Raw genomic sequence first — 15285 nt, forward strand, 5'->3', positions numbered from 1 at the left:
GATTTCTTTTGATTGAGCTTACGAGTCAAGCGTGCCTGCTTTTTCGAATTCTTCCATCAGACTACCAGTTTCCGGTTTTGAATCAATTCTCATTTGAGATTTTAGCACTTCCGACTGTCAGTCTTACCCTGGCTTGAGAAAACTGCTGAAAGACCCGGCTCGCAGAATTTCCCTACTGACCGATTGAAGGCTTATCCCTCATATTCAGCCGCACGAATCCGAAACAGCCAGCTCTCCATCCCCGAGCCATCCGTCCGGCTGCCGTCGTGGACGCCGCCGATCTTTTCGACCGCCCGCTGCGACCGGATATTCTCCGGACCGATCAGAAAGATCACCGAATCGACAAACTGAAATGCGTGCTGCAGCATCAGCCGCTTCATCTCGCCGTTATACCGGCCGCCCCAGTGCGAGCGGGCCAGGAAGGTCCAGCCGATCTCTACCTCGGAGGCACTCTCATTATACCCGTGATAACGTGAGGAGCCGATCACTGTACCGGTCGCGTTATCGATCGCCAGCAGGGCGCCTCCCGAATCCATCGCGTCCCGGAAGAATTTCTGAAACACCTCCGCCTGATAGCGGTCGGACGCGGGATGCTGTTCCCAGATCAAAGGATCAGAGGCGACCGCATACAGGTCGTCATAATCGTCATCCTGCAGTGGACGCAAATGCAACAGCGTGCCGGTCAGTGTGGGTTGCGCATCGAATACCATCTGTCCTGCCAGTCTGTAGAGCGTTGTAAATCAAATCGAAGTGATGGAGCCATCATAGGGAGAACTCCCGATTTCGTATAGACAAAATGCCTCCCTGTACGTGCCTGACTGATTCCTCAATGTTATACTAAAATTTGACCAATGATTGTGTCGGACCATCCTCACCCGTTGATGTTTCGGAGAGCTTCATGATGAGTACTGCCCCGCCCGCCTCTCACAATCCTTCAGACAGCACACAGGATCTGGAAAAAGCCACGCTGGACGCCGTCTATCAGCAACTTCAGACCTCTCCCCAGGGGCTGACTTCAGCGGAAGCACAAACCCGCCTGGCACAATATGGCCGCAATGAACTGGAAGACAAACAGCTCAGCGATCTGCAGAAGTTCCTGCGTTACTTCTGGGGCCCGATCCCCTGGATGATCGAAGCGGCCGCCCTGCTCTCGGCCCTGATTGGTCACTGGCCCGACTTCGGCATCATCATGGGCCTGCTCGTTTATAACGCAGTCTCCGGCTTCTGGCAGGAACGCAAGGCCAGCAACGCCCTGGCTGCCCTCAAAGCCGGCATGGCTCCCAAAGCCCGGGTGCTCCGCGATGGAAAGTTCTCAGCCATCGATGCCGCCCTGGTCGTTCCCGGCGATGTCATTCGCGTCAAGCTGGGTGAAGTGCTGGCGGCCGACGTCCGCTTTATTGAGGGAGACTACATCAGCATCGACCAGGCAGCCCTCACTGGCGAATCGCTGCCTGTCAGCAAGAAAGTCGGCGACAGCGGCTATTCGGGCAGCATCGCCAAAAAAGGAGAAATGACCGCCGTCGTCATTGGCACTGGCAACAATACCTTCTTTGGTCGCACCGCCAGCCTCGTCGCGGCTGCGGGAGCCGGCTCGTCCCATTCCCAGAAAGCAGTGAGCCAGATCGGCGACTTCCTGATCTTCCTCTCCATGTCCCTCGCCTTTGTGCTGATGGGAGTCGAATTCTATCGGCAGGTTGTACTCCGGGATGACTGGCACCTCGAAGAACTGGTCGACATTCTACGCATGGTCCTGGTGCTGCTCATTGCTTCCATCCCGGTCGCCATGCCGACCGTCATCACTGTGACCAACGCCCTGGGTGCCCTGGCGCTGTCGCGTAAAAAGGCGATCGTCTCTCGCCTGGAAGCCATTGAAGAGCTGGCCGGCGTCGATATCCTCTGTTCCGACAAAACCGGGACACTGACCAAAAACCAGTTGAGCCTGGGTGAGCCGATTCTGTTTGAGACCAACGATGCCCAGGAACTGATCCGCGGCGGTGCCCTGGCTTCCAAACGAGACGACGACGATCCCATCGACGAGGCGGTCATCGCCGGTCTGAAACAGCCTGACGTCCTCGACCAGTATCAGCTCCAGAAGTTCGTCCCCTTCGATCCGGTCAGCAAACGTACGGAAGCCACCGTAGTCGACGCTCAGGGCACCACCTGGAAATTCACCAAGGGCGCGCCCCAGGTGATTCTCGAATTGTCTCACCTGGATCCGGAAACACAGAAACGCGGCGAACAGTCGGTCCTCGACCTCGCCTCCCGCGGCATGCGGGCCCTGGGCGTCGCCCAGTCGTCAGACGACGGAAACAACTGGAAGTTTCTGGGCATCCTCTCGCTGATGGATCCCCCGCGCGACGATTCAAAAGAGACCATCCAGCGTGCCAAGGATCATGGCTTGGGCGTGAAAATGATTACCGGCGACGACGTGGCGATCGGGAACGAAATCTCCGGTCAACTGGGCATGGGCAACCATCTGCAGGCCGCCTCGGATCTGTTTACCAAAGAGATGGACATGAGCCATCTGCCCGAGTCGATCACCGCCTGTGTGGAACGGGCCGACGGCTTCGGCCGGGTCTTTCCCGAACACAAGTACGGCATCGTCAAAGCCCTGCAGGATCGGGGACATGTCGTCGCGATGACTGGCGACGGCGTCAACGATGCCCCCGCCCTCAAGCAGGCGGACTGCGGTGTGGCCGTCAGTGGCGCCACCGATGCCGCCCGGGCCGCCGCCGACCTGATCCTGACCGAGCCCGGTCTCTCCACGATTGTCGACGCCATCGACGAAGCGCGAAAAATCTTCGAACGCATCATTAACTACGTACTGTTCCGGGTCACCATGACGCTCGACATCATGTTTGTCGTTGTCCTTTCCACGATCATCTTCGGCTTCTCCCCGCTTACGCCCGTGATGATCGTCTTTCTGGCACTGATGGACGACGTTCCCATTATGACGATCGCCTATGATAATACGCTGCTCCCTCCCAAACCGGTCCGCTGGAACATGCGTCGGCTGTTATTGATTTCCAGTTTCATGGGCCTGCTCTCCATCGTACAGACCTTTGGACTACTGTTGATCGGCGAAGAATGGATGGGCAATCACGACTGGCTCTCCTGGATTCATGTCACACGCGATCATCTGCAAACCGTCACCTTCCTGCAGATCGTCGCCGGGGGACACCTGCTGCTGTTTGTCATGCGGTCCCGCGGTCCGTTCTTTATGCCTCCCTGGCCGGCACTCCCCCTGTTCTCAGCCATCGTCGGCACGCAGATCCTGGCTGTGCTGATGTGCGGGTTCGGGTGGTTTGTCACTCCCATTCACTGGAAACTGATCGGCCTGGTCTGGCTTTACATGCTGGCCTGGATGGTCGTGCTCGATCTGGTCAAACAGGTCATTTATCACAAGATCTCAAATCACGATAACGGCCGCCCCCCCTGGTACCGGACATTTTTGAAGAGCCGCAGCACGGGCAGAAAATAAGCAACCTGAATCGAAACCGGATGAGTTTCTGTTATCCCGAGGAACTTGAATCATGCATTACTTTAAAAAATTCCATGTCGAACCCGGCAGCAAAGTCGACCTCTCAACCATCGATGCCAGTTTCAAGGATCACCATGAATCCCATCAGCACGCGCTGCCGGAAATCGAAACATATCGCCAGAAACTCGCAGATCTGCAGTACCTGATGTATGCCGAAAACAAACGTTCGCTGCTGATCTGCCTGCAGGGCCGCGATGCCGCGGGTAAGGATGGCACCATTAAACACGTCCTGGGCGCTATGAACCCGCAGGGCTGCACGGTGACTGGCTTCAAAGTCCCCACCAAAGAAGAAGCCGCCCATGATTTCCTCTGGCGTTACCACCGGACCACTCCCGAGAAAGGACAGGTGGCGATCTTCAACCGATCACATTACGAAGACGTCCTGGTCGTCCGCGTGCACAATCTTGTGCCGCAGCAAGTCTGGGAACAGCGCTACGCACACATCAATCATTTCGAACAGCAGCTGGCAGACAGTGGTACGCACATCCTTAAGTTCTATCTGCACATCGATCCGGAAGAACAGCTCGCCCGGTTCAAGCAGCGGATCGACGACCCGGCCCGCCACTGGAAAATCAGCGACAACGACTACGCCGAACGCCCCCTCTGGGACGAATACACCACAGCCTTCGAAGCGGCCCTCAGCCAGTGCAGCACGCCGCACGCCCCCTGGTTCATCATTCCCTCCAACCACAAATGGTTCCGCAATCTGGCCATCTCTCGTATCGTAACTGAGACCCTGGAAGCCCTGAACATGAAATTCCCGGAACCCACCGTCGACATCAACGAGATCAAACAGAAGTATCACCAGATCGTCGAAAAGGAACACGAAGAGTCAGCACCACAGTAGCCTCGCGTTCGACAGCGAAAATCCAGACCTCTACAGAACTCCCGTAAGTCAGAGTTGACGCTCCCCCACAGCCGACACACAATAAAGACTGACAAGTCTTTTTCTCTGCTGGTATCAGCGCGCTCACGCGAAGGACAACCCGATTACAATGCTCCGATTCTCAATTGATTCATTGATCAGACGCAGCTGCCGTTCTGCAGCGTCACTCCTGGCACTTTTTTGTCTGACACTGATTTCTACCAGTGTCTGTTATGCCGAACGTCCCAATATCATCCTGATCATGGCCGACGACCTTGGTTTTTCCGATCTCGGCTGTTACGGTTCCGAAATCAAAACGCCCCATCTCGACCAGTTGGCGCAAGAAGGCCTGCGGTTTAAGCGGTTCTATAATGCGGGCCGCTGCTGTCCCACCCGGGCCTCACTCTCGACCGGTCTCTATCCGCACCAGGCAGGCATGGGCTGGATGAATCGGAACGACAACCTCCCCGGCTATCAGGGAGAACTGGGGAAGAATTGCGTCACGATCGCCGAAGTCCTCTCCTCCGCTGACTACCGCTGTTATCACGTCGGCAAATGGCACCTGACCTACCGTATGCGCGAAGCCAACGAAAACTGGCCCCTCGGACGGGGCTTCGACCGCGCCTATGGCACCGGAGGGGGAGGCAATTATTTCGCACCACGTCCCCTCTACGAAGACAATCAGCTGATCAAACCACCCAAAGAGGGTTATTACATCACCGATGCGTTCAGCAGCAAAGCGGTCGAATTTCTCAAAGATCACAACCAGCAACACAAACAGCAGCCCTTTTTCATGTACCTCGCCTATACGGCCCCCCACTTCCCGCTGCACGCGCTCCCGGAAGACATCGCCCGTTACAAAGGGCACTACCGCGGCGGCTGGGACGCACTCCGCAAACAGCGGCATCAGAGCATGCAGAAACTGGGGCTGATCAACTGCCCGCTCTCCCCCCGCGATCCGGATGCCAAAGCCTGGGACAGTCTTTCCGAAAAAGAACAGCAGGAATGGGACCTGCGAATGTCGGTCTACGCAGCCATGGTCACCTGCATGGATCGCGGCATCGGTCAGGTCCTGGAACAGATTGAACAGATGGGCCAGACAAACAATACGCTGGTGCTGTTCCTTTCCGATAATGGTGCCAGTGCCGAATACATCGATCGGGGTCATCAGCCCGGCGCCATCACCGGCACCCGCGAATCCTTCCGCTGTGCCGAGGTCGGCTGGGCCAACAGCAGCAACACTCCGTTCCGTTTCCATAAAATGTGGGTCCACGAGGGAGGCATCTCCACGCCACTCATCGTCCGCTGGCCCGACCAGATCAAACAGACCGGAGGCTGGACGAATCAGGTCGGCCACATCATCGATGTCATGGCCACCTGCCTCGATATCTCCGGTGCAAAGTATCCCGCATCGAAAAAAGATCAGGCCATTTTCCCCTATGAAGGCAACAGCCTGCTCCCCACGTTCCAGCATCCGGAGACCACAAAACCACGGACTCTCTGCTGGGAACACGAAGGCAACAAAGCCATCCGACAGGGAGACTGGAAACTGGTCAAAGAAAACGATCACAAGTGGGAACTCTACGATCTGAGCAAGGACCGCAGCGAACTTAATAACCTGGTCAAAACCGACCCGGAGCGGGTGGAAACCATGTCCCGGGAATGGGATGCCTGGGCCGAGCGCGTCGGTGTCGTTCCCTGGGACGATCTCCCTCCCCCCGGCTACAGAAAGAAAGGGCCGAAGTTCTACCGCAAGAAATAAGTGCCGTCTGACCATCCGCAGCGATTCCCCCAAGAGAAGTGTCGACGCGTACCGGCCTCAGTCCGGGAACCAGGCAATCCTTGTGTAAAACAGCAGATCACTTGAATCTGCCGGCCCGAAACGGGATAGTTGAAGAAATGTGACCTCCAGGTCTTCCATCAACGGGCTCGGGAGCCCACCGCTCCAATCCGCGTTGTTACTACCCATCCTTATAGATACAGAGAATGTCATCCCCCCATGTCCACCGTCGCCTCTTCGCCGTTACTGAAACTGCATCCGGAAGATAATATCGCCATCGCCCGTAACTCTGTGGCGGAAAACCAGGAGTGTGCGATCTCTGAAAATGAGAGCGTGACCGCCCGCGAAAGCATTGATCTGGGCCATAAAGTCGCCATTCAGCCAATCGCCAAAGGGGAACGCATCCGTAAGTTTGGTCAGGTAATCGGCTTCGCAACCTGCGATATTCAACCGGGTGACTGGATTCACAGCCACAACCTGGAAGCAGGCGAACTCAGCCTCGATTACGCCTTTTCCAGCGACGTTCCTGCTCCGCCGGAACCAGTCACGGGCCGCACCTTCATGGGGTATCGTCGCCCCAACGGAAAAGCAGCGACCCGCAACTACCTGGCGATTATCAGTACCGTCAACTGTTCGGCGACCGCTTCAAAATACATCGCCCGGGAGCTGGCTCAGACCTCCCTGGCCGACTACCCGAATATCGATGGCATTATCCCGCTGGTTCACAAAGGGGGCTGTGCCATGCAGTATGATGGAGAAGATCACCATCAGCTGATGCGAACTCTGGGGGGATTTGCGAAGCATCCCAACATCGGCGCTTATGTCATTCTGGGGCTGGGGTGTGAAACAGGGCAAGGTTCTTTCCTCTCCGACAACGAAGGACTGGTCCAGCTGCAGAATCTGAAAGAGCCCGACCCCATGGAACCCCTGGTGCTGAATATCCAGGACATCGGCGGAATCAGAAAAACCGTCGATTATGTTTCGGGACTGCTCAAAGACTACTTACCGAAAGTCAACGATGTCATCCGCGAGCCGATTCCGGTCTCTGAACTCATTCTGGGCACCGAATGTGGGGGTAGCGACGGGAACAGTGGCGTCACCGCAAACCCGGCCCTGGGAATCGCCAGCGATCTGCTCGTCGCTCATGGCGCGACTTCCATTCTGGGGGAAACATCGGAAATCTATGGGGGCGAACATCTTCTGACCCGCCGTGCGATTACTCCCGAAGTCGGTCAGGACCTGATTGACCGTATTAAATGGTGGGAAGATTACACGGGTAAATTTGGCGTGGTCATCGACAACAATCCCTCCCCCGGGAATAAAAGAGGTGGCCTGACCACGATTTACGAAAAATCACTGGGCGCCATCGCCAAGGGGGGCAGCACCGCTCTGCAGGCCGTCTACCGTTTTGCTGAGCCTGTGACCGAAAAAGGCTTTGTCATTATGGATACCCCTGGCTACGACCCGGCTTCGGTGACCGGGATGGTGGCTGGCGGAGCGAATGTGGTCTGCTTTACCACTGGTCGGGGCAGCTGTTTCGGCTGTAAGCCGGTCCCCAGCATCAAAATTGCAACCAACACCCCCATGTTCGAACGAATGCAGGACGACATGGACCTGGACGCAGGCCGCATCCTGAATGGGACCTCCGTAGAGGAAGTCGGCCGCGAAATCTTCGAGCTGATTATCGAAGTGGCCAGCGGAAAAAAGACCAAAAGTGAGGCGCAGGGCATCGGAGATGAAGAGTTTTGCCCCTGGAGCATCGGCCCGGTTCTCTGATTTTTCCAGATTTCAGGAGGATTCCGAGTCCGGAGTCCTCCTGGATGTCTGACAGACCGTCCCGGCAGAATTCGCTCACGATCACAAATTCCTATCTCATTGTGAATCTATGAGTTATCCCCTGATAGCAGTTCACCTGGTGAGCTCGATCTGATCTCGTCCCACTCCCTGACCACCCGCCTGAAGTATACATATAGCCACAACCAGGCTCCCTCAATACAATCGCTAGAACTATTGAAACAGGAAAATTCGGCATCTCCCGAATAATCGCTACAGTTTACCAGAAGCTCTGTCCGATATAACCAGCAACAGACTCCGCGCATTTCCGTTTTTATCGCGCGGATTGTTATCAAGGTTTCCGCTGTTTGTAAGGACGTATAGATGCGGCTTCTTCATTGGCTAGCACCGGTTTTGAGCATCGTTCTGATCTCACACGCATACTCCACAGTACATGCGCAGGGATATCCTCCAGCAGGCCTGCAGTCAGGTATGATACAGCCTGTATCATATAACCCTGCCGGTTTCCCGGGGTTTTCTCAGAATACTCAGGCCTTGCCTGCTCCAGTGCAACCTGGTTTCTTCCAGGCTGCAGCAGGTAATTACGGTTATCCCACCCCGCCGGGAATTCCCACGAATGCCGGACCGGAGGCCCCGCTGAATGCATTTCCTCAAATGACACCCTTTGAGAAAATGTTCCAGCAGCACCGTGTTGATAAGAACGGCCTGTGGACCTATCGGGGCAGTAACGCAGGCAAAAAATACTTCCTGAGTATGGAAGCCTTGTTTGCCCGTTACCAGAATCCGGGTGGGGCCCTGATCGGAAACGTCGGTACCGAATCCTATCTGCACATGGTGGAAGACGAACTCGTCGACGCCACCGACCAAGATACCTACGACCAGTACAACGAAAACACAGGGTTGCCTTACTTCGATCAGCAACACTTCAATAGAATCCCCAAGCTGAATGCACCTGGCGTGCGTCTTCGCTGGGGCTGGACCAACGATGATGACAGCGGTTTTGAAGTCACCGGCTGGTGGATTACCCAGGCTAATTCATCATGGTCTGCCATTGAAAACTCCACACACAAACCGAATCCGGCGAATCAGGGTATCATGGATATCCTGCTTTCTCCTCCCAACTATCTTGACCCTGCAGGCACCGGTGTGGTTTCCTCGATTCCGGGTGTGACCACCGCTGAAGTCAACACTGTTCTTCAGAACGAACTGATGAACCTCGGCGGTCTTCCTCTGGATGACGGAACGCTTAACGGTGTCACCGTGCCTTACGACCTGGACTTCCGCGTCAAATCGATCAGCCAGGCCTGGGGTACCAACGCAACCTGGATGTCGACTCCGATTGTTGATAAGAAATCCTTGAAAGTTCGCGGTCTGGCCGGTGCCCGCTACATGCAGGTACGGGAAGGCTTCAGCTTTGTCGGTCGTGACAGTGGCCTGCTCTACAGTGATGCCACGAACATCGCCGGTATCCGTCCTGACCTGAAACTCTTCTCAAAGCCTACAGGCACAGATGAAAACCAGGATGGTATCGTCGATAACGCAGGTGTCGTTGAAGATGACAGTACGGGTGGGGGAACCACTGGTACCTCAACTGCGTTCTTCGCAGCTCCGGTTGACCCGGTCACAGGCCAGGCAGTCCAGCCCTATACCACCTGGGTAAACAGCTCTGTCCAGACTCACCTGGCTGGTCCTGAAGTCGGTTTCCAGTTTGACCTGGGTGGCGACAAATTCAAAATCTGGGGTCAGACCAAAGTCGGTATCATGGCCAACCAGGAACAGATCAAATTAAACGGTGACAATGTAGGTATGGGGATTCGTGCCGACCCGGATGATGTCGATCGTCCCAAGGCTCTGATCGACCCGACTCCGGGTAACCCCAACCCCAACGCCTTCAGCAGCACCCAGAACCACTCTCACGTATCACCTCTGTTTGAACAGTCGATCTTCATGGAAATGGCCATCTTCGACAAGGTACCTGTCCTGAAACGGATGAAAATGCTGGAAGAAGCCAAATTCAAAGTGGGTTACACCTACATTGTTGCCGGTGAAATCGCCCGTCCTTATGACAGCATCCGCTGGCAGGGGATGCCGACCCGCGGTCTGTTCCCCTCGATTGAAGTCGATCGTCAGTCCTGGAGCGTCGGAACCTGGAGCGTCGGTATTGACTGGCTCTATTAAACCGAGCACTGCAATTGAACCATCTCATGCGGTCGGGACCCTGTCTCGGCCGTTTTTTATTGCGCGGACCGGAAGCGACAGTCAATTTAATCCAGTCGCTTCAGAATCACGTCGCCCCGTGTGCTGTTGTCCCCCGGATAGACGCGGTCCGCCCCCTCTTCCTGAAACCAGATATCCAGCAAACCGCTGCCTGACTTCAGTTCAAAACGGGCGGTACTCTCATCTGCCTGCAGAAATTCGTGCGTCTCCTCTCCCTGCCAGTTGACGGAAAGCTTACCCGGCTTCTGGCCTGTTCCCCGCTGGATTTGAATCTGATATAAGCCGGGTGTCTCCACCTGGACCATCCAGCCCTGTGAATTCCCCTGTGCGAAAGATCCATCCTGGTAGCGGCACAGGGTGGTCGGGTTCTCTTTCCGGCTGTCAATGACGATCATTCCCGGCTGGAAATGGCGAGACTGTTTCACATCGGAATACCATTGCTGATACTCCTGACGCAATTTGCCTGCGATTTCGGGCTTGTCGGATATCAGATTCTTCGTCTCGCCGGGATCCGCAGCGAGATCGTAGAGTTCCAGTACCGGTTCGGCATCGCGCATCAGGTTCTCCTCGCCAAAGGTACCCGGGTAGCCTACCAGTTTATACCGTTGTGTAACCACGGCACAGTTCTGATAACGCTGGGGAGTCAGCCCTCGATGGACCTGAAAAAACAGACTGCGGGCAGGCAGGGTTTTCACTTTACCCGTTAACAGACCGGAGAGATCAATACCGTCCAGCTTTAACGACTTCGGTTTCGGTGTTCCCGTCATTGCGAGCAGGGTCGGCAGCAGATCGATGTGTGCCGCGATCTGGGCACTCTGGGTTCCCTCAGGAATGTGTCCAGGCCAGCTGGCCACGAACGGCACGCGGATTCCCCCTTCATAGACCCAGGATTTCCGCCCTTTCAATCCCGCGGTATAACGTTTCTGCTGCGGACCGTTGTCTCCCAGAAAGATCAGGATTGTGTTCTTCTGCAGTTTTTTCTGTTCCAGATGCGCCATCAGTCGCCCCAGATTTTCGTCCAGGTTTTCAACCATGCCGTACACACGGGCCGTCGTTTCGTTCAGTCCCTGCTTCAGATAAGGCTTCCAGTAAGCATCCGCAATTTCCAGTGGCGTGTGTGGTGCATTGGTCGGCAGATATACAAAAAACGGTTTTCCCTCGGCTGACTGTCGATCCATAAACTCCAGCGCGGCATCAAAAAATAGATCGGTGCAGTACCCTTTCCCCTGCTCCCGTTTCCCGTTTTTCCACAACCAGGGATCAAAGTAACTGTTGGGTTTGTCGGGCGTCTGTCCGATCCCGCCACTCTTATGCACCAGCGATTCCATGAACCCCTGATCCTGCGGCCTCATCGGGTAATTGTCTCCCAGATGCCATTTACCAAAGATCCCGGTTGCATATCCGTTCGCCTGCAGCAACTCTGCCAGCGTCGTTTCTGCCCCGTGCATCTTGGCACCACCCCGCGAGGTGTGAATCACGCCCGATCGATAATAATAGCGGCCCGTCATCACACTGGCTCGGGTCGGCGCACAGACCGGACTGCAGTAAAAGCGGGTCAGCTCCATTCCCTCTCGGGCCAGTTGATCCATGTGAGGCGTTCTGATTTTCGCGTTGCCATGAAAGCCCACATCGCCATAGCCCTGATCATCGGTCAGCAGTAAAATCACATTGGGCGACTTCGTTTCCGCTCCCCGGCTGGTTGCCCACTGCGATACGCTGACCAGACTGAAAACCAGAATGCACAACAGCTGCTGGAAATATTCTCTCTGCCACAGAGATAAAAGCATTGACGTCTCCCTTTTCGCGCTAAGCAACGTCAGCGAATCCACTTACTGCCCGTCCCGTTCTGGAACGAAACCCGGGAATCCACAAGGATTGAAAAAATGGTTGTCCTCGTTCACTGAAGATCCTACGATAGAAGCAGCCCAACCGTGTGACTCGAGAGGACTTCCTCATGAATCGAAACCTCATCTGCCTCATTCTCTGCTGCGGAATGATCACTCTAATGAGTACCTCCGCCCAGGCTCAGGTCGTGCGGATCCAGCAACCTATCGTACAACAATTCTCAGCAGGAACAACAGTCACCGTCCCGGATCGGGGGACAGCCCTGCTGGGAGGCATCAGCTCGGGCAGAATGCATTCCCGCCAGTTCGGACCGTTTCGGCGGGGCTCGATCTATGGTCAGGAATTTCAGAGTTCGACCAGCAGCGTGAGCGTTTATATCCACGACTTCGAAGCCATGGACCGCTACCTGCTCAATTCGGCTCCGCAAAGCATGCGACAGACGACTGCCTCTGATCCCAGCGACCACTGGCGGAACCAGCTCCTCTCCCCGGCACCGCAGGATCCCCCCGGTTCCTCAGCACTGCAAAAGCAACGGACAGCGGAAACGAAAGCCAGAACACAGGCCAGGGCGCGGCGGTTTTATGAACTGGGGAAGCAGGCCGAACAGAAGCACGACACGCCGAACATCGCCATTCTGCACTATACGGCTGCAGCGAAATACGGCAGCTTGCCCGCACAGCAGCGACTCAAAGAATTGAAATCCAGGTCGGCCAGTGTCACGCCCCAAGACTGATGCTGCCTGGTTCCGGATCTGGGTAGCGTTTATTTAATAGTTTTCAGCGTGATTATGAGGTCGACAGCGTTAGCTATGTAAGTATTCACCATGGCCGAGTGTGTGCTGTTACTCTTGTTTTCAGGACTTCAACAACAGAACAGCCAAATTAGCCGCAGGGCGTTAGCCCCGGTTGAAACGACTTTGCTATATCACATCCGAATTAAGAAACGCTACCTAGGCGGCTTCTTCATCAGCCATAAAGACCCGATTGGGCAAATTCACTTTTGCGTAGCGTTCACCCCGGGCATCGTAGAAGTAGATCATGTTGGAATCAGAGGCCCAGATGGCTCCCAGGCGAACCGAACGGGGACCGTTGATCGAAAACTGGAGCCCGCAACTCCGTCCGCGGCGTCGTAATGCCATCTCTGACATCGTGAACTGCTCTTCGAGCAGATTCTCTTTTTCACACAGTGTTTTGTGAATGAATTGACGCAGATCGTTGAGTGACTGGATATTATCAACACTGATGCTCATGCACGCTACCTCTCGCTTAGATTCTCGTTCACCTGTTTTTTCAGGTCACAACACCGGTCGAACGGAGCGGACTTTCCTGAATCAGCAGGTTGACCTCACGAGTATCGTCCAACCAGAAGAGCATCTCTCACAAGAGTTCTGACGCCGTTGTCTTTGTTAAAATTTGATAAGATTATGGAGACCCACTATTCGTTACCCGCCTGATTTTTTTCCCCCGTGGGTCAGTAAATTTGCAATTCAGACTGATGAAATGACGCCGAGACGTTCGCCACGAACCACTGAGAAAGCCCTGATCCGGCCCGCTGAACCAGACCGGCTTTAACTAACCGGAACAGCTCGTCTACTTTACTGATTCCCGAATGGGCTTTGTGTTTTCCAGCGAACGAATTTTTCTGCTCAACAGGGAAAATCAGGTTATCCCCTAAATTTACCGGATCTGAAATAGTTTGTATGATGAAAGCCAACGTCAGCTTTACATAAGTCATGACATGTAAATTTGCTCAACCAAACATCATTTTCATAGAGGGTCATCAGAAGTGCCTGTTATCTCTGCCGAGTCGCTGCAAAATTTTACGGAAACACTGCTGCTGAAAGGCGGCGCGAATGAAGAAGAAGCACGCATCGTTTCCAACAGTCTGGTCGATGCCAACCTGCTGGGACACGACTCCCACGGCGTCATGCGTCTGCCGTTCTACCTGGGCCGCGTTAAAGAAGGCATCCTCAAAGCGGGTGAAACGCTGAAGATTCTGAACGAAACTCCCGCTGCCATTGCCGGTGACGGCTGCTGGGGATTTGGTCAGACCGTTATGCACGATCTGATGAACCGCCTGATCGACAAAGCCGGTAACCTGGGCGTGTCCGTGGGAACACTGCAGCACGCCTCGCACATCGGTCGCCTGGGGGAATATGCGGAAATGGCTGCCGCTAAAGGAATGGCTTCCATTATCTGTGCCAATACACACGGTTCTGCTCCTCGTGTCGCTCCCGTGGGGGGCAAGCGTCCCCGCCTGGGAACCAACCCGATCTGCATCGGCATGCCCGGGGGAGAAAAAGGTCCCTTTGTGCTCGACTTTGGAACTTCCGCGACGGCGGAAGGAAAAGTGCGTATCAAAAAAATCGCCGGCGAGCAGGTTCCTCCCGGATTGATTCTGGACCCGGATGGCAACCCGACTACTGACCCGAACATGTTGTATGGCGATCCTCCAGGCACAATTCTCCCCATGGGCGGCGATCAGGCCTACAAAGGCTTCGGTCTCTCCTTCATGGTGGAAATGCTCTGCGGTGCCCTCTCCGGCGGACAGTGTGCCTTCCCCGATCCGCCACCGCCACAAGGCAACTGCGTCTTCGTCGTGGTGATCGACCCCACGCACCTGGGCGGTCAGAATCATCTGCTGAACGAGATTACCAATCTGGAAAAATACGTTCGCAGCGTTCCCCTCAAAGAAGGCGTCACGGAAATTTTCCTGCCGGGCGACCCCGAAAAGAAGACAGCCGCCACCCGGAAAGAATCGGGAATTTCACTGGATAAAGGGAACTGGGATGCGTTAACGAAACTGGCGGAAGAACTGGACGTTCCCGTTCCTGAAGTAGAGAACTAGAACAAAGCCCTGACAACGCATCAGCCCCGCAACCGGAACTTCCCGGTCGCGGGGCTGACTTAATTCTCATCACAGGCAAACGGATCACTATCTGCCATGCCGAATGAATCTGAACGCAACTCGAGTGAGCCCGCTCCCGATCAGGATGCGCGATTGTATGTTCCCATCAATGATACCGAGAACATCAATGTGGCCGTCAAAACATCCTCATCCAAGGAGTACTGTTTCTCCAAGTTTCCGGGACAGGATCATTTCCACCTGCTGATGCACGGCGAAGTTTTCGTCACCAACGGGCACGACATGTACTGCGTCGAATGTGCCATCCGGCACGGTTTTCTGACCCGGGATCGCCTGAACTGGCAGCATCAGACCAAACGCTGAGTGCCGGCAGCTTCC

12 protein-coding genes are annotated in these 15285 nt (G+C 55.2%); 8 read left to right on the top strand and 4 right to left on the bottom strand.

Translation table 11 applies throughout. The annotated features are described in order from the left end of the window. Nucleotides 1–191: 191 nt before the first annotated feature. Entirely contained in the window at nucleotides 192–710 is a 519-nt protein-coding gene (locus Enr10x_RS17235) for a GNAT family N-acetyltransferase (protein WP_145110463.1), read from the bottom strand. 188 nt (nucleotides 711–898) lie between these two features. Here Enr10x_RS17235 and Enr10x_RS17240 point away from each other — a divergent pair, with 188 nt between their 5' ends. The 5 genes from Enr10x_RS17240 to Enr10x_RS17260 all read left to right on the top strand — a co-directional run bounded on the left by Enr10x_RS17240 (nucleotide 899) and on the right by Enr10x_RS17260 (nucleotide 10158). Then, on the top strand, nucleotides 899–3481 hold the full coding sequence (locus tag Enr10x_RS17240) for a plasma-membrane proton-efflux P-type ATPase (protein WP_145450810.1): 2583 nt from the start codon (nucleotides 899–901) through the stop codon (nucleotides 3479–3481). A 52-nt stretch (nucleotides 3482–3533) separates the two neighbouring features. After that, nucleotides 3534–4388 carry a polyphosphate kinase 2 family protein gene (locus tag Enr10x_RS17245; RefSeq protein ID WP_145450811.1) on the top strand — a complete coding sequence of 285 codons (855 nt, stop codon included), beginning with the start codon at nucleotides 3534–3536 and terminating at the stop codon, nucleotides 4386–4388. A gap of 148 nt (nucleotides 4389–4536) precedes the next feature. Continuing rightward, on the top strand, nucleotides 4537–6168 hold the full coding sequence (locus tag Enr10x_RS17250) for an arylsulfatase (RefSeq protein WP_145450812.1): 1632 nt from the start codon (nucleotides 4537–4539) through the stop codon (nucleotides 6166–6168). A 237-nt stretch (nucleotides 6169–6405) separates the two neighbouring features. Then, complete coding sequence (locus Enr10x_RS17255) at nucleotides 6406–7962, top strand: UxaA family hydrolase (RefSeq protein WP_145110475.1); 1557 nt, start codon at nucleotides 6406–6408, stop codon at nucleotides 7960–7962. 552 nt (nucleotides 7963–8514) lie between these two features. Next, a complete protein-coding gene (locus Enr10x_RS17260; RefSeq protein ID WP_145110478.1) occupies nucleotides 8515–10158 on the top strand; it encodes a hypothetical protein in 1644 nt (547 codons plus the stop codon). An 86-nt stretch (nucleotides 10159–10244) separates the two neighbouring features. Here the strand turns inward: Enr10x_RS17260 and Enr10x_RS17265 are convergent, their stop codons facing one another. After that, complete coding sequence (locus Enr10x_RS17265; RefSeq protein WP_145110481.1) at nucleotides 10245–11984, bottom strand: arylsulfatase; 1740 nt, start codon at nucleotides 11982–11984, stop codon at nucleotides 10245–10247. A 218-nt stretch (nucleotides 11985–12202) separates the two neighbouring features. Between Enr10x_RS17265 and Enr10x_RS17270 the strand changes: the two genes are divergently transcribed. Next, nucleotides 12203–12775, top strand: a complete 573-nt coding sequence (locus tag Enr10x_RS17270; RefSeq protein WP_145450813.1) for a hypothetical protein — start codon at nucleotides 12203–12205, stop codon at nucleotides 12773–12775. A gap of 216 nt (nucleotides 12776–12991) precedes the next feature. Here the strand turns inward: Enr10x_RS17270 and Enr10x_RS17275 are convergent, their stop codons facing one another. Together Enr10x_RS17275 and Enr10x_RS17280 are read right to left on the bottom strand one after the other, a co-directional pair. Then, the gene (locus Enr10x_RS17275; RefSeq protein ID WP_145110487.1) at nucleotides 12992–13291 is read right to left on the bottom strand and encodes a hypothetical protein; all 300 of its coding nucleotides are present in this window, start codon (nucleotides 13289–13291) and stop codon (nucleotides 12992–12994) included. Between the two features lie 221 nt (nucleotides 13292–13512). Continuing rightward, complete coding sequence (locus tag Enr10x_RS17280) at nucleotides 13513–13776, bottom strand: hypothetical protein (protein WP_145110490.1); 264 nt, start codon at nucleotides 13774–13776, stop codon at nucleotides 13513–13515. 51 nt (nucleotides 13777–13827) lie between these two features. On the opposite strand from Enr10x_RS17280, the gene Enr10x_RS17285 reads away from it, so the two are divergent. Both Enr10x_RS17285 and Enr10x_RS17290 read left to right on the top strand, forming a co-directional pair. Next, nucleotides 13828–14889 (top strand): Ldh family oxidoreductase, encoded by a 1062-nt coding sequence (locus Enr10x_RS17285; RefSeq protein WP_145110494.1) that lies wholly within the window; start codon nucleotides 13828–13830, stop codon nucleotides 14887–14889. A 96-nt stretch (nucleotides 14890–14985) separates the two neighbouring features. After that, nucleotides 14986–15270, top strand: a complete 285-nt coding sequence (locus Enr10x_RS17290) for a hypothetical protein (RefSeq protein ID WP_145110497.1) — start codon at nucleotides 14986–14988, stop codon at nucleotides 15268–15270. The last annotated feature ends 15 nt before the right edge of the window (nucleotides 15271–15285 follow it).

The sequence above is a fragment of the Gimesia panareensis genome (assembly GCF_007748155.1).
Classification (GTDB): domain Bacteria; phylum Planctomycetota; class Planctomycetia; order Planctomycetales; family Planctomycetaceae; genus Gimesia; species Gimesia panareensis.